Origin of the sequence: Mannheimia sp. E30BD (genome assembly GCF_041807785.1) — a bacterium.
Lineage (GTDB): Bacteria > Pseudomonadota > Gammaproteobacteria > Enterobacterales > Pasteurellaceae > Mannheimia.
Window position 1 is genome coordinate 102,330 of record NZ_JBGTYX010000003.1, and the last position, 14,540, is coordinate 116,869.

18 protein-coding genes and 1 tRNA gene are annotated in these 14,540 nt (G+C 40.7%); 5 read left to right on the top strand and 14 right to left on the bottom strand.

All coding sequences use genetic code 11. From position 1 onward, the window contains the following. Positions 1-24: 24 nt before the first annotated feature. The 3 genes from ACERCG_RS02990 to exbB are packed head-to-tail and all read right to left on the bottom strand — an operon-like array spanning position 25 to position 1,830. Positions 25-888, bottom strand: a complete 864-nt coding sequence (locus tag ACERCG_RS02990) for a TonB family protein (protein WP_373610595.1) — start codon at positions 886-888, stop codon at positions 25-27. Positions 889-901: 13 nt separating this feature from the next. Then, positions 902-1,339, bottom strand: a complete 438-nt coding sequence (gene exbD, locus ACERCG_RS02995) for a TonB system transport protein ExbD (RefSeq protein ID WP_373610596.1) — start codon at positions 1,337-1,339, stop codon at positions 902-904. 35 nt (positions 1,340-1,374) lie between these two features. After that, the gene (gene exbB, locus ACERCG_RS03000; RefSeq protein ID WP_373610597.1) at positions 1,375-1,830 is read right to left on the bottom strand and encodes a TonB-system energizer ExbB; all 456 of its coding nucleotides are present in this window, start codon (positions 1,828-1,830) and stop codon (positions 1,375-1,377) included. A gap of 158 nt (positions 1,831-1,988) precedes the next feature. Here exbB and glpE point away from each other — a divergent pair, with 158 nt between their 5' ends. The 4 genes from glpE to kdsB all read left to right on the top strand — a co-directional run bounded on the left by glpE (position 1,989) and on the right by kdsB (position 4,991). Further along, positions 1,989-2,318: a thiosulfate sulfurtransferase GlpE gene (gene glpE / locus ACERCG_RS03005; RefSeq protein ID WP_373610598.1), complete on the top strand. Its 330-nt coding sequence runs from the start codon at positions 1,989-1,991 to the stop codon at positions 2,316-2,318. A 42-nt stretch (positions 2,319-2,360) separates the two neighbouring features. After that, positions 2,361-3,206 (top strand): co-chaperone YbbN, encoded by an 846-nt coding sequence (locus ACERCG_RS03010; RefSeq protein WP_373610599.1) that lies wholly within the window; start codon positions 2,361-2,363, stop codon positions 3,204-3,206. 66 nt (positions 3,207-3,272) lie between these two features. Continuing rightward, positions 3,273-4,226, top strand: a complete 954-nt coding sequence (trxB, locus tag ACERCG_RS03015; RefSeq protein WP_373610600.1) for a thioredoxin-disulfide reductase — start codon at positions 3,273-3,275, stop codon at positions 4,224-4,226. A 9-nt stretch (positions 4,227-4,235) separates the two neighbouring features. Further along, positions 4,236-4,991 (top strand): 3-deoxy-manno-octulosonate cytidylyltransferase, encoded by a 756-nt coding sequence (gene kdsB / locus ACERCG_RS03020; RefSeq protein ID WP_373610726.1) that lies wholly within the window; start codon positions 4,236-4,238, stop codon positions 4,989-4,991. Positions 4,992-5,065: 74 nt separating this feature from the next. Here the strand turns inward: kdsB and ACERCG_RS03025 are convergent, their stop codons facing one another. The 5 genes from ACERCG_RS03025 to clpP are packed head-to-tail and all read right to left on the bottom strand — an operon-like array spanning position 5,066 to position 9,080. Beyond that, on the bottom strand, positions 5,066-5,227 hold the full coding sequence (locus ACERCG_RS03025; RefSeq protein ID WP_373610601.1) for a Trm112 family protein: 162 nt from the start codon (positions 5,225-5,227) through the stop codon (positions 5,066-5,068). 1 nt (position 5,228) lies between these two features. Next, positions 5,229-6,206 carry a tetraacyldisaccharide 4'-kinase gene (gene lpxK, locus ACERCG_RS03030; RefSeq protein ID WP_373610602.1) on the bottom strand — a complete coding sequence of 326 codons (978 nt, stop codon included), beginning with the start codon at positions 6,204-6,206 and terminating at the stop codon, positions 5,229-5,231. 6 nt (positions 6,207-6,212) lie between these two features. After that, positions 6,213-7,181, bottom strand: a complete 969-nt coding sequence (locus ACERCG_RS03035) for a Fic family protein (RefSeq protein WP_373610603.1) — start codon at positions 7,179-7,181, stop codon at positions 6,213-6,215. Positions 7,182-7,239: 58 nt separating this feature from the next. Further along, positions 7,240-8,487, bottom strand: coding sequence for an ATP-dependent protease ATP-binding subunit ClpX (clpX, locus tag ACERCG_RS03040; protein ID WP_373610604.1), 1,248 nt, complete (start codon positions 8,485-8,487; stop codon positions 7,240-7,242). Further along, on the bottom strand, positions 8,487-9,080 hold the full coding sequence (gene clpP / locus ACERCG_RS03045) for an ATP-dependent Clp endopeptidase proteolytic subunit ClpP (protein ID WP_373610605.1): 594 nt from the start codon (positions 9,078-9,080) through the stop codon (positions 8,487-8,489). The genes clpX and clpP overlap by 1 nt, the downstream gene beginning before the upstream one ends. Before the next feature lie 114 nt (positions 9,081-9,194). Here clpP and ACERCG_RS03050 point away from each other — a divergent pair, with 114 nt between their 5' ends. Then, the gene (locus ACERCG_RS03050; protein WP_373610606.1) at positions 9,195-9,578 is read left to right on the top strand and encodes a SufE family protein; all 384 of its coding nucleotides are present in this window, start codon (positions 9,195-9,197) and stop codon (positions 9,576-9,578) included. A gap of 104 nt (positions 9,579-9,682) precedes the next feature. Here ACERCG_RS03050 and ACERCG_RS03055 read toward each other — a convergent pair. The 6 genes from ACERCG_RS03055 to trpE all read right to left on the bottom strand — a co-directional run bounded on the left by ACERCG_RS03055 (position 9,683) and on the right by trpE (position 14,422). Further along, a tRNA-Asp gene (locus tag ACERCG_RS03055) sits at positions 9,683-9,759 on the bottom strand. Positions 9,760-9,866: 107 nt separating this feature from the next. Then, positions 9,867-10,622 carry a class I SAM-dependent methyltransferase gene (locus tag ACERCG_RS03060; RefSeq protein ID WP_373610607.1) on the bottom strand — a complete coding sequence of 252 codons (756 nt, stop codon included), beginning with the start codon at positions 10,620-10,622 and terminating at the stop codon, positions 9,867-9,869. 59 nt (positions 10,623-10,681) lie between these two features. Further along, positions 10,682-11,677 (bottom strand): anthranilate phosphoribosyltransferase, encoded by a 996-nt coding sequence (gene trpD / locus ACERCG_RS03065; protein WP_373610608.1) that lies wholly within the window; start codon positions 11,675-11,677, stop codon positions 10,682-10,684. A gap of 26 nt (positions 11,678-11,703) precedes the next feature. Further along, positions 11,704-12,090, bottom strand: coding sequence for a tautomerase family protein (locus ACERCG_RS03070; RefSeq protein ID WP_373610609.1), 387 nt, complete (start codon positions 12,088-12,090; stop codon positions 11,704-11,706). Further along, positions 12,087-12,674, bottom strand: coding sequence for an aminodeoxychorismate/anthranilate synthase component II (locus ACERCG_RS03075; protein ID WP_373610610.1), 588 nt, complete (start codon positions 12,672-12,674; stop codon positions 12,087-12,089). The genes ACERCG_RS03070 and ACERCG_RS03075 overlap by 4 nt, the downstream gene beginning before the upstream one ends. Positions 12,675-12,868: 194 nt before the next feature. Beyond that, a complete protein-coding gene (gene trpE, locus ACERCG_RS03080) occupies positions 12,869-14,422 on the bottom strand; it encodes an anthranilate synthase component I (RefSeq protein WP_373610611.1) in 1,554 nt (517 codons plus the stop codon). Between the last annotated feature and the right edge of the window lie 118 nt (positions 14,423-14,540).

Here is a 14,540-nt window from a genome sequence, read left to right on the forward strand (position 1 = left end):
AGTATGACTTTTGAGGGTGTTTTTTTACTCTAGAGAAAATCTAATTGGCACAGTTATCGAAGACGGGAAACCCGCTGGCGGCGGTGGCATACTGACTGCCTGTGCACTTCTTACTGCGGCATTGTCCAAATTGCTGTTTCCTGATGAATTAACCACCGAAACATTTGAGATTGCACCAGATGAGGTAAGAGTAAATTTAATGGTTACTGTACCTGTTTTACGCATCATCTTTTCACGCTGAGGATATGAGTTATTCGCCTTGCGTTGTAACGCACGTTGTAATGCGGTTTTATAGGCTGAAAGCTCGCTCGCATTGCCTCCTGCTACATTACTTCCCGTAGTAGAGGTTGAATTTAATGAGCCACCTTTTTGTCCGCCCACAACGCCAGCAACCATTTTTTCGCCTTGTACCGCATTAGGAATAGCTTTTGCGACAATACCTTGTTTGACTTCAGGTCCACGCTCTAAGGCTTTGATTGGTTCTTGCTGAGGCTTCTCTTTGCGTTTCTTTTCTTTTGGTTTCTCTTTTTTCTGTTTGGGACGTTCTTTAGGCTTTTCTTGCTTTGGTTTTTCCTTTTTCGGCTCTTCTTTCTTCGGCTTTAGAACGGGCTCAGGAATAGCTTCAGGCTCAGGTGTTGGCTCAGGTTGAGGCTCTGGCTCTGGTTCAGGCTGTGGCTCAATTTCCTTTACTTCTTCCTCAATAGGATCAGGCGAAGCTGCCACTTGCGGCTGTTCTAATAAAGCCGCAACCATTTCCATTGATAGCGAATTTTGCTCCGCTGCATTTTCGATTTTTTGTTCATTAAGCAAAGCGAAGCTACCACCAATCAATGCACCGTGAATGGCTAATGAGGCAATTAATCCAATTCGAGAATGGTGTTTTTTCATCTCACTTATCCTATTAAGGGGTTACCGGTGCTTGAGTTGGTGTATCCGGTGTATTGGGAACAGGTGTGGCTGCGGTTTCTTTTTTCGTAATAATTGCCACATTTTTGATCTCATTTGCTGATAACACATCGGTTAATTCCACAAATTTTTCAAAAGCAACTGCACCATCAACTTTAAGCGATACTTTCTGGCTTTTATCCCAAGTGGAAACTTCCGCCACAAGCTGCTCTTTTGTGATAGGTTTATCATTAAAGAAAAACTCATTGTTTTCAGTAATGGTCAAAAGTTTAGCAAGTTCATCTGCTTGCATTGGCTGTGTTGTTGTCGCTTTTGGTACATTCACTTGAATTTTACCTTGTGAGATAAAAGAGGCAGTAACTAACACAATAGCGAGCAATACCAACATTATATCAATAAATGGAATGATGTTGATTTCATCAAATTTTTTCATCTTTATATCTTCTTAATGTGCAAAAATGGAGTAAATTAGACCGCTTGATGATTTTTAGCTCGTAGAGCTAACCATTTCAACTTGTTTTCTTCTACTTTACGACCAAAACCGTTATAGAAAACCATTGCAATAATTGCCACTAAAATACCTGCGGCAGTAGCTTTTAATGCTAAAGAAAGGTTTACCATAATTGCCGCAGCATTAATATCGCCGCCCGATTGCCCTAAATTGTAGAAAGTAAGAAGAATACCGATAACTGTACCTAATAAGCCGATATAAGGTGCATTTGAACCAATGGTAGAAATAGTAGTTAGGTTGTGGGTTAAGTCGATTTCTAAGTCTTCTAAGGTGCTGTATTTGGAAATATCGACTTTTGAATAGAACATAATACGTTCAATCGCTTTCCACACACAAATAACGCTTAATAAACCTAATAAGCCTAAAATAACGAAGTCAGTATAACGCTCTAAAAAATGAAAAAGTTGATCCATAAAGTCCTCAAAAAGTATCTGTTTTATAAAATTTATGCACTTGAAAAGTGTTCGCAATTATATCTAATAAGCATTGAATTTTCAACTTGAAATAATAGTCATTCTCTTCGCTATTTTATGATATAGTTTCGCCATTTTTATGAAGGATAAAATTTATTATGTCAGAAATCACATTTAAAGAAATTACCCCCCAGCAAGCGTGGGAACTAATGGAAAACGAAGGTGCGGTGCTTGCTGATATTCGTGATACTCGCCGTTATGTTTACAGCCACCCACAAGATGCGTTTCATCTAACCAACCAAAGCTACGGCAAATTTTTAGATGAAGTCGATTATGATGAGTCTGTTTTAGTGATTTGTTATCACGGGGTAAGCAGTCAGAGTACCGCTCAATTTTTGATTGAACAAGGCTTTGAAAACGTGTACAGCGTAAAAGGTGGTTTTGAAGCGTGGGAGAGAAACGGACTACCTATCGAAACTTCTTATTAATGCTATAATATAGAATGTAATTTTTAGCTTAAAGAAGGTTTTATGGACTACTTTGTAAACGTAAACGAACAAAACTTTAGCGAAGTATGGAGTGCGGCTGGACAAATGCCAACAGTGTTCCATTTTATTTCACCTCGTGAAATTGCCTCGCTAGAAATGGAAGCATTACTCCGCCGCATTTCAGACGAAAAACCGGGGCAATTTTTGCTTGCAACGGTAAATTGCGATGAACAGCAAGCATTAGCTGCTCAATTTCGTATTCAGCAAGTGCCAACGCTTTATCTTTTTGCAGATGGTCAGCCGATTGATGCGATTCAAGGTGCAGTAAGTGAGCAAGAATTGCGAATTCGCCTTGCCAATATTTTACCGAAAGAGGAAGAGCTGAAATTCAACCAAGCCTTAGAGCTTTTGCAAGATGAACGCTATGAAGAGGCATTAGTGCTGTTGAAATCTGCTTGGGAAATGACGGATAAGAAAAACAGCGATTTTGCCTTGCTCTATGCGGAAACTTACATTGCAATGAAAAATGTTGAGCCAGCTCGTGAAATCTTAAAAGCGATTCCAATTCAAGACAGAGATAGTCGCTGGCACGGTTTACAAGCTCAAATTGAATTATTAGAGCAAGCAAGTGAATCACCTGAATTACAACAGCTTCAAGCCGATTATGCTCAAAACAAAACCCCTGAAATTGCGATAAAATTAGCCAACCAATTACATCAATCGCACAAAAATGAAGAGGCACTCACGCTGTTATTCGATTGGTTAAAATCGGATTTAAATGTTGCAAATGGCGAGGTAAAAATACAATTTTTAGCGATATTATCTGCATTGGGAACTGATCCCATCGTGCCAAAATTCAGAAGACAACTTTATTCACTTTTATATTAATTTGCAAAATTTTTGCAAAAAACGACCGCTTGTAATAATAAAAGCGGAAGAAAATAAGGATTTATGATGACAACTAAACACGCAAAACTCTTAATTTTAGGTTCAGGTCCTGCCGGTTATACCGCAGCGGTGTATGCCGCTCGTGCAAACTTAAACCCTGTGTTAGTAACAGGTATGCAACAAGGCGGACAATTAACTACAACCGATGAAATTGAAAACTGGCCAGGCGAATTTGAACAAATCACCGGCACAGAATTAATGAATAAAATGCTCAAACACGCTGAAAAATTTGGTACCGAAATTGTGTTTGACCATATCCACAGCGTCGATCTTTCTAAACGCCCATTCACATTAAAAGGCGATTTAAACACCTTCACTTGTGATGCGTTAATTATCGCTACAGGGGCTTCAGCAAAATATTTAGGTTTACCCTCTGAAGAGCAATTTAAAGGCAGAGGCGTTTCCGCTTGTGCAACCTGTGATGGTTTCTTCTATCGTAATAAACTTGTTGCGGTGGTAGGGGGCGGTAATACTGCAGTTGAAGAAGCCCTTTATTTAGCGAATTTAGCAAGCGAAGTGCATTTAATTCACCGCCGTGATAGCTTCCGTGCTGAGAAAATTTTGCTTGGTCGCTTACAAAAACGTATCGAAGAAGGCAAAATCATTCTGCATACAGACCGCACGGTGGAAGAAGTGTTAGGCGATAATATGGGCGTAACAGGTTTACGTTTAAAATCGACCAAAGAAGAGCTAACCGAAGAAATTAAAGTTGATGGCTTCTTTGTGGCAATCGGGCACGCACCGAATACGGCGATGTTTGATGGTCAATTAGCGCTTGAAAATGGCTACATTAAAGTGAAATCAGGCTTAGACGGTAATGCAACGGCAACTTCTGTTGAAGGTGTATTTGCGGCAGGTGATGTAATGGATCACAACTACCGCCAAGCAATCACATCAGCAGGTACAGGCTGTATGGCAGCACTTGATGCAGAACGTTTCTTAGATGCTCAAGAAGCATAAGGATAAATGATGAACTTCACCGTGATTATTCCGGCTCGCTACGCTTCTAGCCGATTACCTCGTAAGCCGTTGTTGGATATTGCAGGCAAACCGATGATTCAACACGTTTGGGAAAAAGCACAACAAGCAGGGGCAAGCCGTGTGATTATCGCCACCGATCACCCCGAAATTGAAGCAACAGCAAAAGCCTTTGGGGCAGAAGTGTGTATGACTTCAGACAAACACAATTCAGGCACAGAGCGTTTAGCTGAAGTGATCGAGAAGATGCAGATTGCAGATGAGGAAATCATCGTAAACATTCAAGGTGATGAGCCATTAGTTCCACTTGTGATTGTGGAGCAAGTGGCTCGTAATTTAGATGCTTATCAAGTGAATATGGCAACGCTTGGCGTGAAGTTAGAAAACTGTGAAGAGTTATTTAACCCAAATGCGGTGAAAGCGGTGGCGGATAAAAACGGTATGGCATTATATTTCTCCCGTGCTTCTATTCCGTTTGCTAGAGACAGTTTCCCAGATTGCGATGATAACTTTGTTGCGTCACAAGGCTACTTACGCCACATCGGCATTTATGCTTACCGTGCAGGATTTGTAAAACAGTATGTGGCTTGGGAACCAACAGCATTAGAGCAGCTTGAATCCCTTGAGCAGTTAAGAGCCTTATGGTACGGCGAAAAAATTCATATCGAACTGGCAAAAGAAGCCCCACAAGTTGGGGTAGATACGCCGGAAGATTTGGAAAGAGTGCGAGCGATTTTAGCTCGTTAAGCTAACAAGCGGTTTAAATTGTACAATTTTTTGCAAATGTTGAAAAATAGGGCTGAGAGAAATCAGCCCTATTTTTATAAAGATTTCCCCGCTTCAGGCAGTAACTCAGGAATACCATTTTTAATTGGGTAAGCAATATTGAGCTTACGATTGATTAATTGATTGTTCTCTTTATCCCATTCTAATTTTTCATTTGAAACAGGGCAGACAAGGTTGTTGAGTAGTTTTTCGTTCATACTATTTTCCTAGTTTTTGTAGAATTGGGGCTAACAAACAAGCGGTCGAATTTTCTGAAAATTTTGCAGAAACAGGCACATACCACCAATTTGCTTGGGCGAATACTTTGCATTTTACCGCATCTTTCTCCGTCATTAATAGTGGCGTTTGGTTATCGGCTAATGCGGTAAGTTGGGTTTTATCGAAATCTTGATGATCAGCAAACCCTTCTGTTTTTCGAAGATTAATGCCTAATTTTTCTAACATCGTAAAAAAGCGAGGCGGATGCCCGATTCCTGCGATCGCCATACAAGGTTGTGTAAATTTACTTAACGGCTTGCGTTCATTAGTAAGCAGATTAATGGCATCAGAAGGTTCAAGCGTCATCAAATGTTCATTTGGTTTTGGCTCTCCACTATTGCAAATAATGGCATTAACGGATTTCAAACGACTTGGCAGCTCACGCAAACCACCTGCAGGTAACACGAAATTGTTGCCAAAACGCCTTACTCCATCAACTACCACCCATTCCATATCACGCCGCAGTGCATAATGCTGTAAACCATCATCGGTAATAATGATGTCTAGTTCAAACTGATTTAACAGCAATTCAATGCTTTGCTGGCGATTTGGCGAAATCGCCAAAGGCACATTGGTTCGCTGAACAATCAACACCGGTTCATCGCCCACCATTTCAGCCGAGCTTTCTTTGGTAACTAATTGTGGAAAAGTTTTCGCTTTACCGCCATAGCCTCGAGAAATCACGCCTACTTTCACACCACGTTGTTGCAGTTGTTCTACTAGCCAAACTACCACAGGCGTTTTACCGTTACCCCCAACCGAGATATTACCCACCACCAACACAGGCACAGGCGAACGATACGATTGCAAAATATTTAGAGAATATAACCGCTTGCGAACGTGGCTAATCAACCAAAAGATCAGCGAAAATGGCGAAAGCAGCCAAGTAATAAGGGATTTTTGTTGCCAGATTTTCATTTATTGTTACTCAATATAATAAACTCTACTTTTTTTCTCGCCTTCGGCAGTAAGTAAGCCAAGCTGAACGAATTTCACTAAGTATCTTCTTGTTGCTGATGGGCTGAGTTCTAGTAATTTTGTTGCTTTTTGATTAGTTAGGAAAGCATACTCAGATAAATATTGTTTAATTTTTTTGTATATTAATTGTTCTTTATCGCTCAGTTTATCGCTTGATTTATCGCTCATTTCTATTGTTGAATAGGATTTTACTGTGGCTAAAATCGCTTCAAGCATAAATTCGATAAAGTCAGTAGAATCATTTTTCCGATTGCTTGAGTTAAGTGCTTGATAGTAACGTTGCTGATGTTGGTGAACAATAGTTTCAATAGGCAACCATTCAAAAAGAGCGTTCCATTTGCTTAAAATTAAACTTTGCCAAAGTCTGCCAATTCGCCCGTTTCCATCTGCAAAAGGGTGAATAATTTCTAATTCAAAGTGAATAATGCAACTTTTAATTAAAGCGTGGATTTCACTTTTTTCTGCCCATTTAAATAGATCTTTTACTAATTTAGGTACAAATTCTGCTTTAGCACCAAGATGGATAATATCTGAGCCACTATAAATACCCACTTCTTTTGTTCTAAATTTACCTGATTCTTTGATGAGATCTTGGGTAAGTAATTTATGTGCAAGTAACAAATCTTTGATCTGATAAGGATTTAAGCCAAAAGCAATATCATAGGCTTGGTAAGCGTTTTCAACTTCTCTAATATCTTTAGGGTGAGCTAATATACGCTTACCATTTATGATTCCTGTAACTTGTTCAAGTGTTAGGGGATTACTCTCAATAGCGAGAGAAGATTGAATGGAGCGAATACGTTGATCTTTGCGTAATTGCAAATCACGTTTTTCGAATGATAAACGTCCAACAATGGAAGAAATTTCCACAATATCATTTAACATTTTATGCGTAATGGTAAATTTCGGTTCCATTCAACTTCCTTAATCAGTTATTAACAAAAAGGTGCATAATGCACCCTTTTATCAATGATTATTCCACCTTCAGCTTATCACCGTTTTCAACACAGCCTTTGCCGATAGTAACCTTTTTCGCATTTAAGGTTGGTAGGTCGTACATTGTATCAAGCAGCAAGTTTTCTACGATTGAACGTAAGCCTCGAGCCCCTGTTTTGCGAGCAATGGCTTTGCCTGCAATGGCGATTAATGCCTCTTTGGTAAAGTGCAACTCAACCCCTTCCATTTGGAATAAAGCTTGATATTGCTTGATAATCGCATTTTTTGGCTCGGTTAAGATCTGAATTAAGGCTTCTTCGTCTAACTCTTGCAGTGGTGTAACTACAGGTAAACGACCGATTAGCTCAGGGATTAAACCGAATTTAACTAAATCTTCAGGCTCAACTTGTTTGAATAATTCAGTTAAATCTTGACGATCTTTGTCTTTCTTCAATGCCGCACCAAAGCCGATACCACCTTGCGTATTAGTACGAGATTCCACAATTTTATCTAAGCCTGCAAATGCACCGCCACAAATAAATAGGATTTTTGAGGTATCAACAGGGATAGTTTCGCCTTTCGGGTGCTTGCGACCGCCTTGTGGATTGATATTTGCTACCGTGCCTTCAAGCAGTTTTAATAACGCTTGTTGCACACCTTCGCCTGAAACATCACGGGTAATTGAGGCACTTTCCGATTTACGGGTGATTTTGTCAATTTCATCAATAAACACAATACCTCGCTCGGCTTGTTCGGCTTCAAAATCGCATTTCATCAATAATTTTTGAATCACATTTTCAACGTCTTCACCCACATAACCTGCTTGAGTCAGGGTAGTAGCATCAGCTACCGCAAAAGGCACGTTTAAACGGCGGGCAAGGGTTTCGGCGAGTAAAGTTTTGCCGCTACCGGTCGGCCCGATTAATAAAATATTACTTTTGCCTAACTCTACGCCGTTGGTGGCATCAAAGTTTGACAATGCACTTCTTAAACGTTTGTAGTGATTATAAACTGCCACAGAAAGCACTTTTTTGGCGTGTTCTTGCCCGATAACATAATCATCTAAATGTGCGTGTAACTCGTGCGGTGTTGGCACATTTGTGAAGAAACTCGCTTCATCGTTTTGGTTTTCATCAATTAATGGTTCTTCTTCTCCATTTAATAGAGCGTAAGATTCCTCAATACATTCGTTACAAATATAGCCTTCAGTACCTTCGACTAATTGATCAACTTCAGTGCGTTTTTTACCGCAAAAACTGCAATGTGGTTCTTTTTCAAACGCCATTATGCCACCTCGCTACGAGAGGTTAACACTTTGTCGATTAAGCCATATTCAGCTGCTTCTTCCGCAGACATAAAATTATCACGCTCGGTATCAGCTAATACTTTCTCATAATCTTGTCCGCTATGTTCTGCCATACGGCGGGTAAGGGTGGCTTTTAAGCGTAAAATTTCTTCCGCTTGAATTTGAATATCGGTTGCTTGACCTCTCGCACCACCTAAAGGTTGATGAATCATAATGCGTGCGTGAGGGAGTGCAAAACGCTTGCCTTTTGCCCCGGCTGAAAGCAAAAATGCCCCCATTGAAGCAGCTTGCCCGGTACAAAGGGTTGCTACATCCGGCTTGATGAAATTCATTGTATCGTAAATTGCCAAGCCTGCCGTTACTACACCACCCGGTGAGTTAATGTATAAATAGATGTCTTTTTCCGGATCTTCGGCTTCTAAAAACAGAAGTTGTGCCACAATCAGGTTTGCCATATTGTCTTCCACCTGACCGTTTAAAAAAATAATACGCTCTTTTAATAAGCGTGAATAAATGTCGTAAGAACGTTCGCCTTTTGAGGTCTGTTCCACCACCATTGGGACTAATGCCATTATTATTTCCTCTATCGTAATACGAAAATCGGTCTATTCTAGCAAATTTTCAGAAAATCATTAACAACAAGCGGTCAGATTGTTAAAATCTTTTGCAAATTTATTGAGGACAGTATGAAACTAGCAGAGATTTACCAAAAATTTGAAAATTGCAAATCGTGGGAAGAAAGATACCGCTTGTTAATTCAATTTAGCCGTCAGCTACAAAAAACAACGGAACAGGAGCTTGTAAACTTACCCGAAATTGAAGGCTGTGAAAGCCGATTATGGTTTCAATTCCAAGCCGAACCACGAAAAGTGGTTGCATATAGCGATGCCCGCTTAATGCAAGGGATTTTATTTATTGTAACCGTAGTTCTAACCGAAAAAACAACAGAAGAGCTGAAAGGGTTTGATTTAAAAACGATGTTTGATGAGCTAAAAATTTCACAGAATTTAACCAGCACAAGGTTAAATGGGTTGGGGCAGTTACAGAAATATATAATGATGAATTTGTAATTTACCCTCGCCCCTTGTGGGAGAGGGTGAATAAAATCCGCAGGATTTTATTCGGGAGAGGGGAATACAAAAAAGCCTCTGATTTCTCAGAGGCTTAAATTTAGTGGCGGAACGGACGGGACTCGAACCCTCGACCCCCTGCGTGACAGGCAGGTATTCTAACCAGCTGAACTACCGCTCCGTACTGGTATTTGAATAATAGTGCGTTCATAGAAATTGAGCAATCAAATTTTAAAAAAATAGCGTTTGATTGATGGTAAAATAACCACATCGAAAATGAACCATTTACTATTTTCGCTTTTGTACTTTTACAAACAGCAATGGTGGGCGATGTTGTAAGTCTTTAAATTCATTATGCCATTCGGGTTGATCGGCAAGCATTGGTTCTTCTACTTGCATAATCTCAAAGCCTGCTTGGATTAAGTTATTTAATATGGTTGCCGTTGTGCGGTGATAGGTTTTAAACGGTTGCTGAAACCAACTTCTATCTCGTTCGCCTTCATCTCGATAATAATTTAACCTATAAGCAACTTGCTGTTTTGCTTCGTTTTTCTCCCAACGGTAGCCCTCTTTATAACAGGTTACAATCGGGTGTTCTTGAGAGAAAATTAACCTACCGCAAGCGGTCATTTTTGCTGAAATTTTTGCAAGTAAGTCGGCAAAATTGGCAATGTAGTGAAAGGCAAAGGAGCTGGTTACCACATCAAAATCGCTTTCCTCAATTTCATTTAGCCTTTCCATCGGCAAGCAGTAGAGAGAAAAATCGTTGCCTTTTTGCCAATGAGCAGAAAGCTCGGTTTCCGCCTGTTGTAGCATTAATTCAGATAAGTCCAGCCCTACCACTTTTTCCGCCCCAAGCGTTAAATAATGAGCTAAATGAACCCCTGTGCCACAGCCAAGATCTAGCACTTTTTTTCCTTTCAAATCGGGCAGAAGTGAAAACATTGTCGGCTTTTCCACTACTTCATTCATACTGATTGGATTTTGGCGAAGTTGTTGGTAACGCTCGAAGAAAATAGGGGTGTCGTAAATGCTTTTTTTCACGTAATAGCCTTTAAACAAATATAAAATAAGGCGGAGTAAAACCCGCCGCTACGATATGATTAATAAGTCGATAATTTTCGCAAAGTTTCAAACGCTTTTCCACTCTCAAGCGTTTCTTTTACTTTTTGCACGTTGGCTTTTAAATCATCTTCCCCAAAGGTTTTCATTAATAAGGCGACATTTGCCGCCACTGCATCAATATGAGCAGGTTTGCCTTTGCCTTGTAAGATAGCGGTAACTTTTTCGGCATTTTCTGCAGGTTCACCGCCTTTGAGATCTTCTAACAAGTGGCGTTTAATGCCAAAATCTTCAGGGGTTAATGTGTAGTATTCAATCTGCCCGTTTTTGATTTCAGCCACCTGAGTTTCGCCGTGAACCGCCACTTCATCTAAGCCTGCACCGTGTACCACAATGGTATGCTCACAGCCTAAGGCTTTTACTGTTTCAGCATACACTTTCACTAACTCTGGCGAATACACACCGAGTAGCTGGCGTTTAGCGTGAGCAGGGTTTACTAAAGGCCCTAAAATATTAAATAACGTGCGAGTTTTTAAGGCTTGGCGAACGGGAGCTGCGTATTTAAAACCGCTGTGGTAAGTTGGGGCGAATAAAAAGCAGATGTTGGTTTCATCTAAAGCAAGGCGAGCCGTTTCAGGCGTAACGCCAACATTAATGCCTAAATGGCTTAATACATCGCTTGAGCCTGTTTTGCTTGATACGCTGCGGTTGCCGTGCTTAGCAATTTTATAGCCCATTGTAGCGGCAACAATCGCACTGGTGGTAGAAATATTGATAGTATTATGCCCATCGCCCCCTGTGCCTACAATATCGGCAAAAGAGTAATCTGGTGTTGGGAACGGATTGGCATTTTCCAGAGCGGCTTTTGCAGCCCCTGCAATTTCATCAACGGTTTCGCCACGCAATTTTAGGGCGATTAAAGCTGCGGCAAGTTGTTCGTTCGAGACATTGCCTTTAATCACTTCACTGAAAAACGCATTAGATTCCGCCTCGCTTAAGGTTTGGTTTGCGAATAATTTATCTAAAAGTGCTTGCATAGAGATTCCTTTTTAGTTTGTTATTTCTAGCGATGTACTTGATATTCCAAATCGGTTGCTTCATTACCGGTCATTCCACGAAAGCCCCAGCAATGCTCAGGTTGCTCTTTAATAGTAATTTCAACGTCCATTGGCATAATGCCGACTTTCGATTGTAGGGTGCTAAACAACCCTTTGATCAGGCGTTTTTTGATTTGCTCGCTCCGCCCTTGCATTAGGTTAATTTCAATCACGATGAAATTTTCGCTGCGGTTAATTGGCGGATAGAAATCCTTTCGATCTAATAACTCAAAACGCAAAGCGTGGCGTTGTTTTGGTACACCTAAGCTCATTTCCATACAGTAAAAAATGGCTTCTGCGATTTTTGCTCGGCGGTCAGCTAAGGCGTGTCTTAAACCATAGATACTAATCATTTTCTCTCTCCTAATAACCATTCAACCGATTGTTTTAATAATTTTGTGCCTTGGACGGTTAAAATCGATTCTGGGTGGAACTGGAAGCCACAAATCGGCAGAGTTTTATGGCGAATTGCCATCACAATATGTTCAAATTTTGCATTCACGATAAATTCATCAGGCAATTCATCGCCCATTAACGAGTGATAACGTGCCACAGGCATTGAGTTGTTAATATCGGCAAACATCGCTTGGTTGTCGTGTTCAATGCGAGAGACCTTGCCGTGTAATACCGTGCCAGTATGCACCACTTTGCCACCAAAGGCTTCAATCAGGGCTTGATGACCTAAACAGATGCCAATCATCGGCACTTTATCTTTGAGCTGTCGGATAATTTCCAGCATATTCCCAGCTTCAGCAGGATTTCCCGGCCCTGGAGAAAGTGCTACCAAACAGTTTGGTGTGTTTTGTGCTTTAGCTAAAAAATCCTCAAGCGGATAATCATTGCGGAAAATCGTTACTTGATGCCCTAATTCACGAAATTGATCGACCAAGTTATAGGTAAAAGAGTCGAAGTTATCAATAAAAAGAATATTTGCCATTGTTTTTTTATCCTATTTTCTCTCCCCTTCTTTAGAAAAACTGAGCTATCAGGTTCTATCTTATATCCGTAGGGACGGGTCTCTGTGCCCGTCCGCTAACGATATTAATTTACGGGCGGGCACAGGACCCGCCCCTACAAACAATTATTATTTAGAACCTGGTAACCCCATCTTTTCTAAAGAGGGGAACTTAGTTACTGTCTATTCACTTGCCCAATCGCTTTTAACACCGCTCGCGCTTTATGGCGGGTTTCGTCTGCTTCTAATTGAGGATCAGAATCTAACACCTCGCCGCAGCCTGCTTGCACATAAGCGATACCGTTTTGCACAAAAGCAGAGCGAATCACGATACAAGTATCTAAATTACCATCTGAGGTTAAATAACCCACCGCACCGCCGTAGCTATGGCGTTTTTGCTGTTCCACTTGGTAAATAAGCTGCATTGCTTTGATTTTGGGAGCCCCAGTTAATGTGCCCATATTCATACAAGCTTGGTAGGCGTGAAGAGCGTCTAAGTCAGCACGAAGTATGCCGATCACACGGGAAACAAGGTGCATAATTTGCGAATAGCGGTCAATTTGCATTAAATCGACCACACGGCGGGTGCCTGATTCGCTTACACGGGCGACATCGTTTCGAGCTAAATCCACCAACATTAAATGCTCGGCAAGCTCTTTTTGATCGAGGCGTAATTCCAGCTCTAAACGGCTGTCTAGTTCAGGATCGATATTGCCTTGTTCATCAAAACCACGAGGGCGAGAGCCTGCAATCGGGTAGATCTCTAACTGGCGGTTGCCTTGCGAATACTTCAACGCACTTTCAGGCGAAGCCCCAAATAGCGTGAAATTTTCCCCTTGCATATAGAACATATAAGGGCTTGGGTTGCTAATTTTTAACTGTTTATAACTAGCAAGCGTATTCGGGCAAGGCAGGCTAAAACGGCGAGATGGCACAATTTGGAAGACATCGCCAATGTTAATATGGTGCTTGAGCTTGCGGATAATCTCTTTAAACTCCTCATCTTCAATATTGGCAATAGCTTCATCACTCGCTGCTTTAATGGATAATGAAAGATCAGCTTCTGAAACATTTGCAAGTTTTTGGGCAAATTCGACCGCTTGTTGTTGAAGATTAGCTTGCTCGTTAGGCTCAAAACAGAACGTATTTAACACCGCTTTTTCGGTTTGATGATCGATAGTAACCAACTGTTCTGCCAAATAGAAACTGTAATCAGGGCAGCTTAAGCCATCATCTTGCAAGCTGATATTTTCCATCGGAATAAAGTTCGCCACTAAATCGTAGCTAAATAAACCACCTAAATAGATTGGCGATGTGGAACTCGCAAACAGTTGGCTCACGGTGCGTAAACCATCAAAAACGGTAGTGGTTTGGAGTTTGCTATCTTCATCTAAATGATTGCTGATGGTTGGAAAAGTGGCTTGCAAGCGGTCATTTTTTTCCAACATTTTGCAAATAGGAGCAGGGGAAAGTTGGTTTAACGCTTTTTCAATTAAAGGCAATACCGCCTCGCCATTTTTGGTTAAGGCGTGAAAGGTTACGCTTTGATCTTCACAAAAAATATGTACAGCCGATTTTGCAAATAACAAACTTTTTAGGCTGTTTTTGCTCTGAATTTCGGCAGAATCTAATAATAAGGTATGCGGACGTTCGCCACATAACGCATAGTAAATGCTTGTAGTGTCTGAAAAGTAAGGAAGCTCTGTTTGAGTAATGGTTAAGTAAGACATTGCTAATTCCTATAAAAAATTATTTTGCACTATTAAACTAGTACAAAAGGAATAAGTCAAGCAATTATTGTAGATATTTATAGAGCTTCGGGCATATTGGTGTATAATTAGCCCAATT

Bases quoted from the DNA above. Each gene is read 5' to 3' on its own strand.
- ACERCG_RS03025 (WP_373610601.1), bottom strand. From the start codon at position 5,227: ATGAACGAAAAACTACTCAACAACCTTGTCTGCCCTGTTTCAAATGAA.
- glpE (WP_373610598.1), top strand. From the start codon at position 1,989: ATGTCAGAAATCACATTTAAAGAAATTACCCCCCAGCAAGCGTGGGAA.
- trpD (WP_373610608.1), bottom strand. From the start codon at position 11,677: ATGCAAGCACTTTTAGATAAATTATTCGCAAACCAAACCTTAAGCGAG.
- clpX (WP_373610604.1), bottom strand. From the start codon at position 8,487: ATGGCGTTTGAAAAAGAACCACATTGCAGTTTTTGCGGTAAAAAACGC.
- ACERCG_RS03075 (WP_373610610.1), bottom strand. From the start codon at position 12,674: ATGGCAAATATTCTTTTTATTGATAACTTCGACTCTTTTACCTATAAC.
- ACERCG_RS03050 (WP_373610606.1), top strand. From the start codon at position 9,195: ATGAAACTAGCAGAGATTTACCAAAAATTTGAAAATTGCAAATCGTGG.
- ACERCG_RS03010 (WP_373610599.1), top strand. From the start codon at position 2,361: ATGGACTACTTTGTAAACGTAAACGAACAAAACTTTAGCGAAGTATGG.
- trpE (WP_373610611.1), bottom strand. From the start codon at position 14,422: ATGTCTTACTTAACCATTACTCAAACAGAGCTTCCTTACTTTTCAGAC.
- clpP (WP_373610605.1), bottom strand. From the start codon at position 9,080: ATGGCATTAGTCCCAATGGTGGTGGAACAGACCTCAAAAGGCGAACGT.
- ACERCG_RS03070 (WP_373610609.1), bottom strand. From the start codon at position 12,090: ATGATTAGTATCTATGGTTTAAGACACGCCTTAGCTGACCGCCGAGCA.
- exbD (WP_373610596.1), bottom strand. From the start codon at position 1,339: ATGAAAAAATTTGATGAAATCAACATCATTCCATTTATTGATATAATG.
- kdsB (WP_373610726.1), top strand. From the start codon at position 4,236: ATGAACTTCACCGTGATTATTCCGGCTCGCTACGCTTCTAGCCGATTA.
- ACERCG_RS02990 (WP_373610595.1), bottom strand. From the start codon at position 888: ATGAAAAAACACCATTCTCGAATTGGATTAATTGCCTCATTAGCCATT.
- trxB (WP_373610600.1), top strand. From the start codon at position 3,273: ATGACAACTAAACACGCAAAACTCTTAATTTTAGGTTCAGGTCCTGCC.
- exbB (WP_373610597.1), bottom strand. From the start codon at position 1,830: ATGGATCAACTTTTTCATTTTTTAGAGCGTTATACTGACTTCGTTATT.
- ACERCG_RS03035 (WP_373610603.1), bottom strand. From the start codon at position 7,181: ATGGAACCGAAATTTACCATTACGCATAAAATGTTAAATGATATTGTG.
- lpxK (WP_373610602.1), bottom strand. From the start codon at position 6,206: ATGAAAATCTGGCAACAAAAATCCCTTATTACTTGGCTGCTTTCGCCA.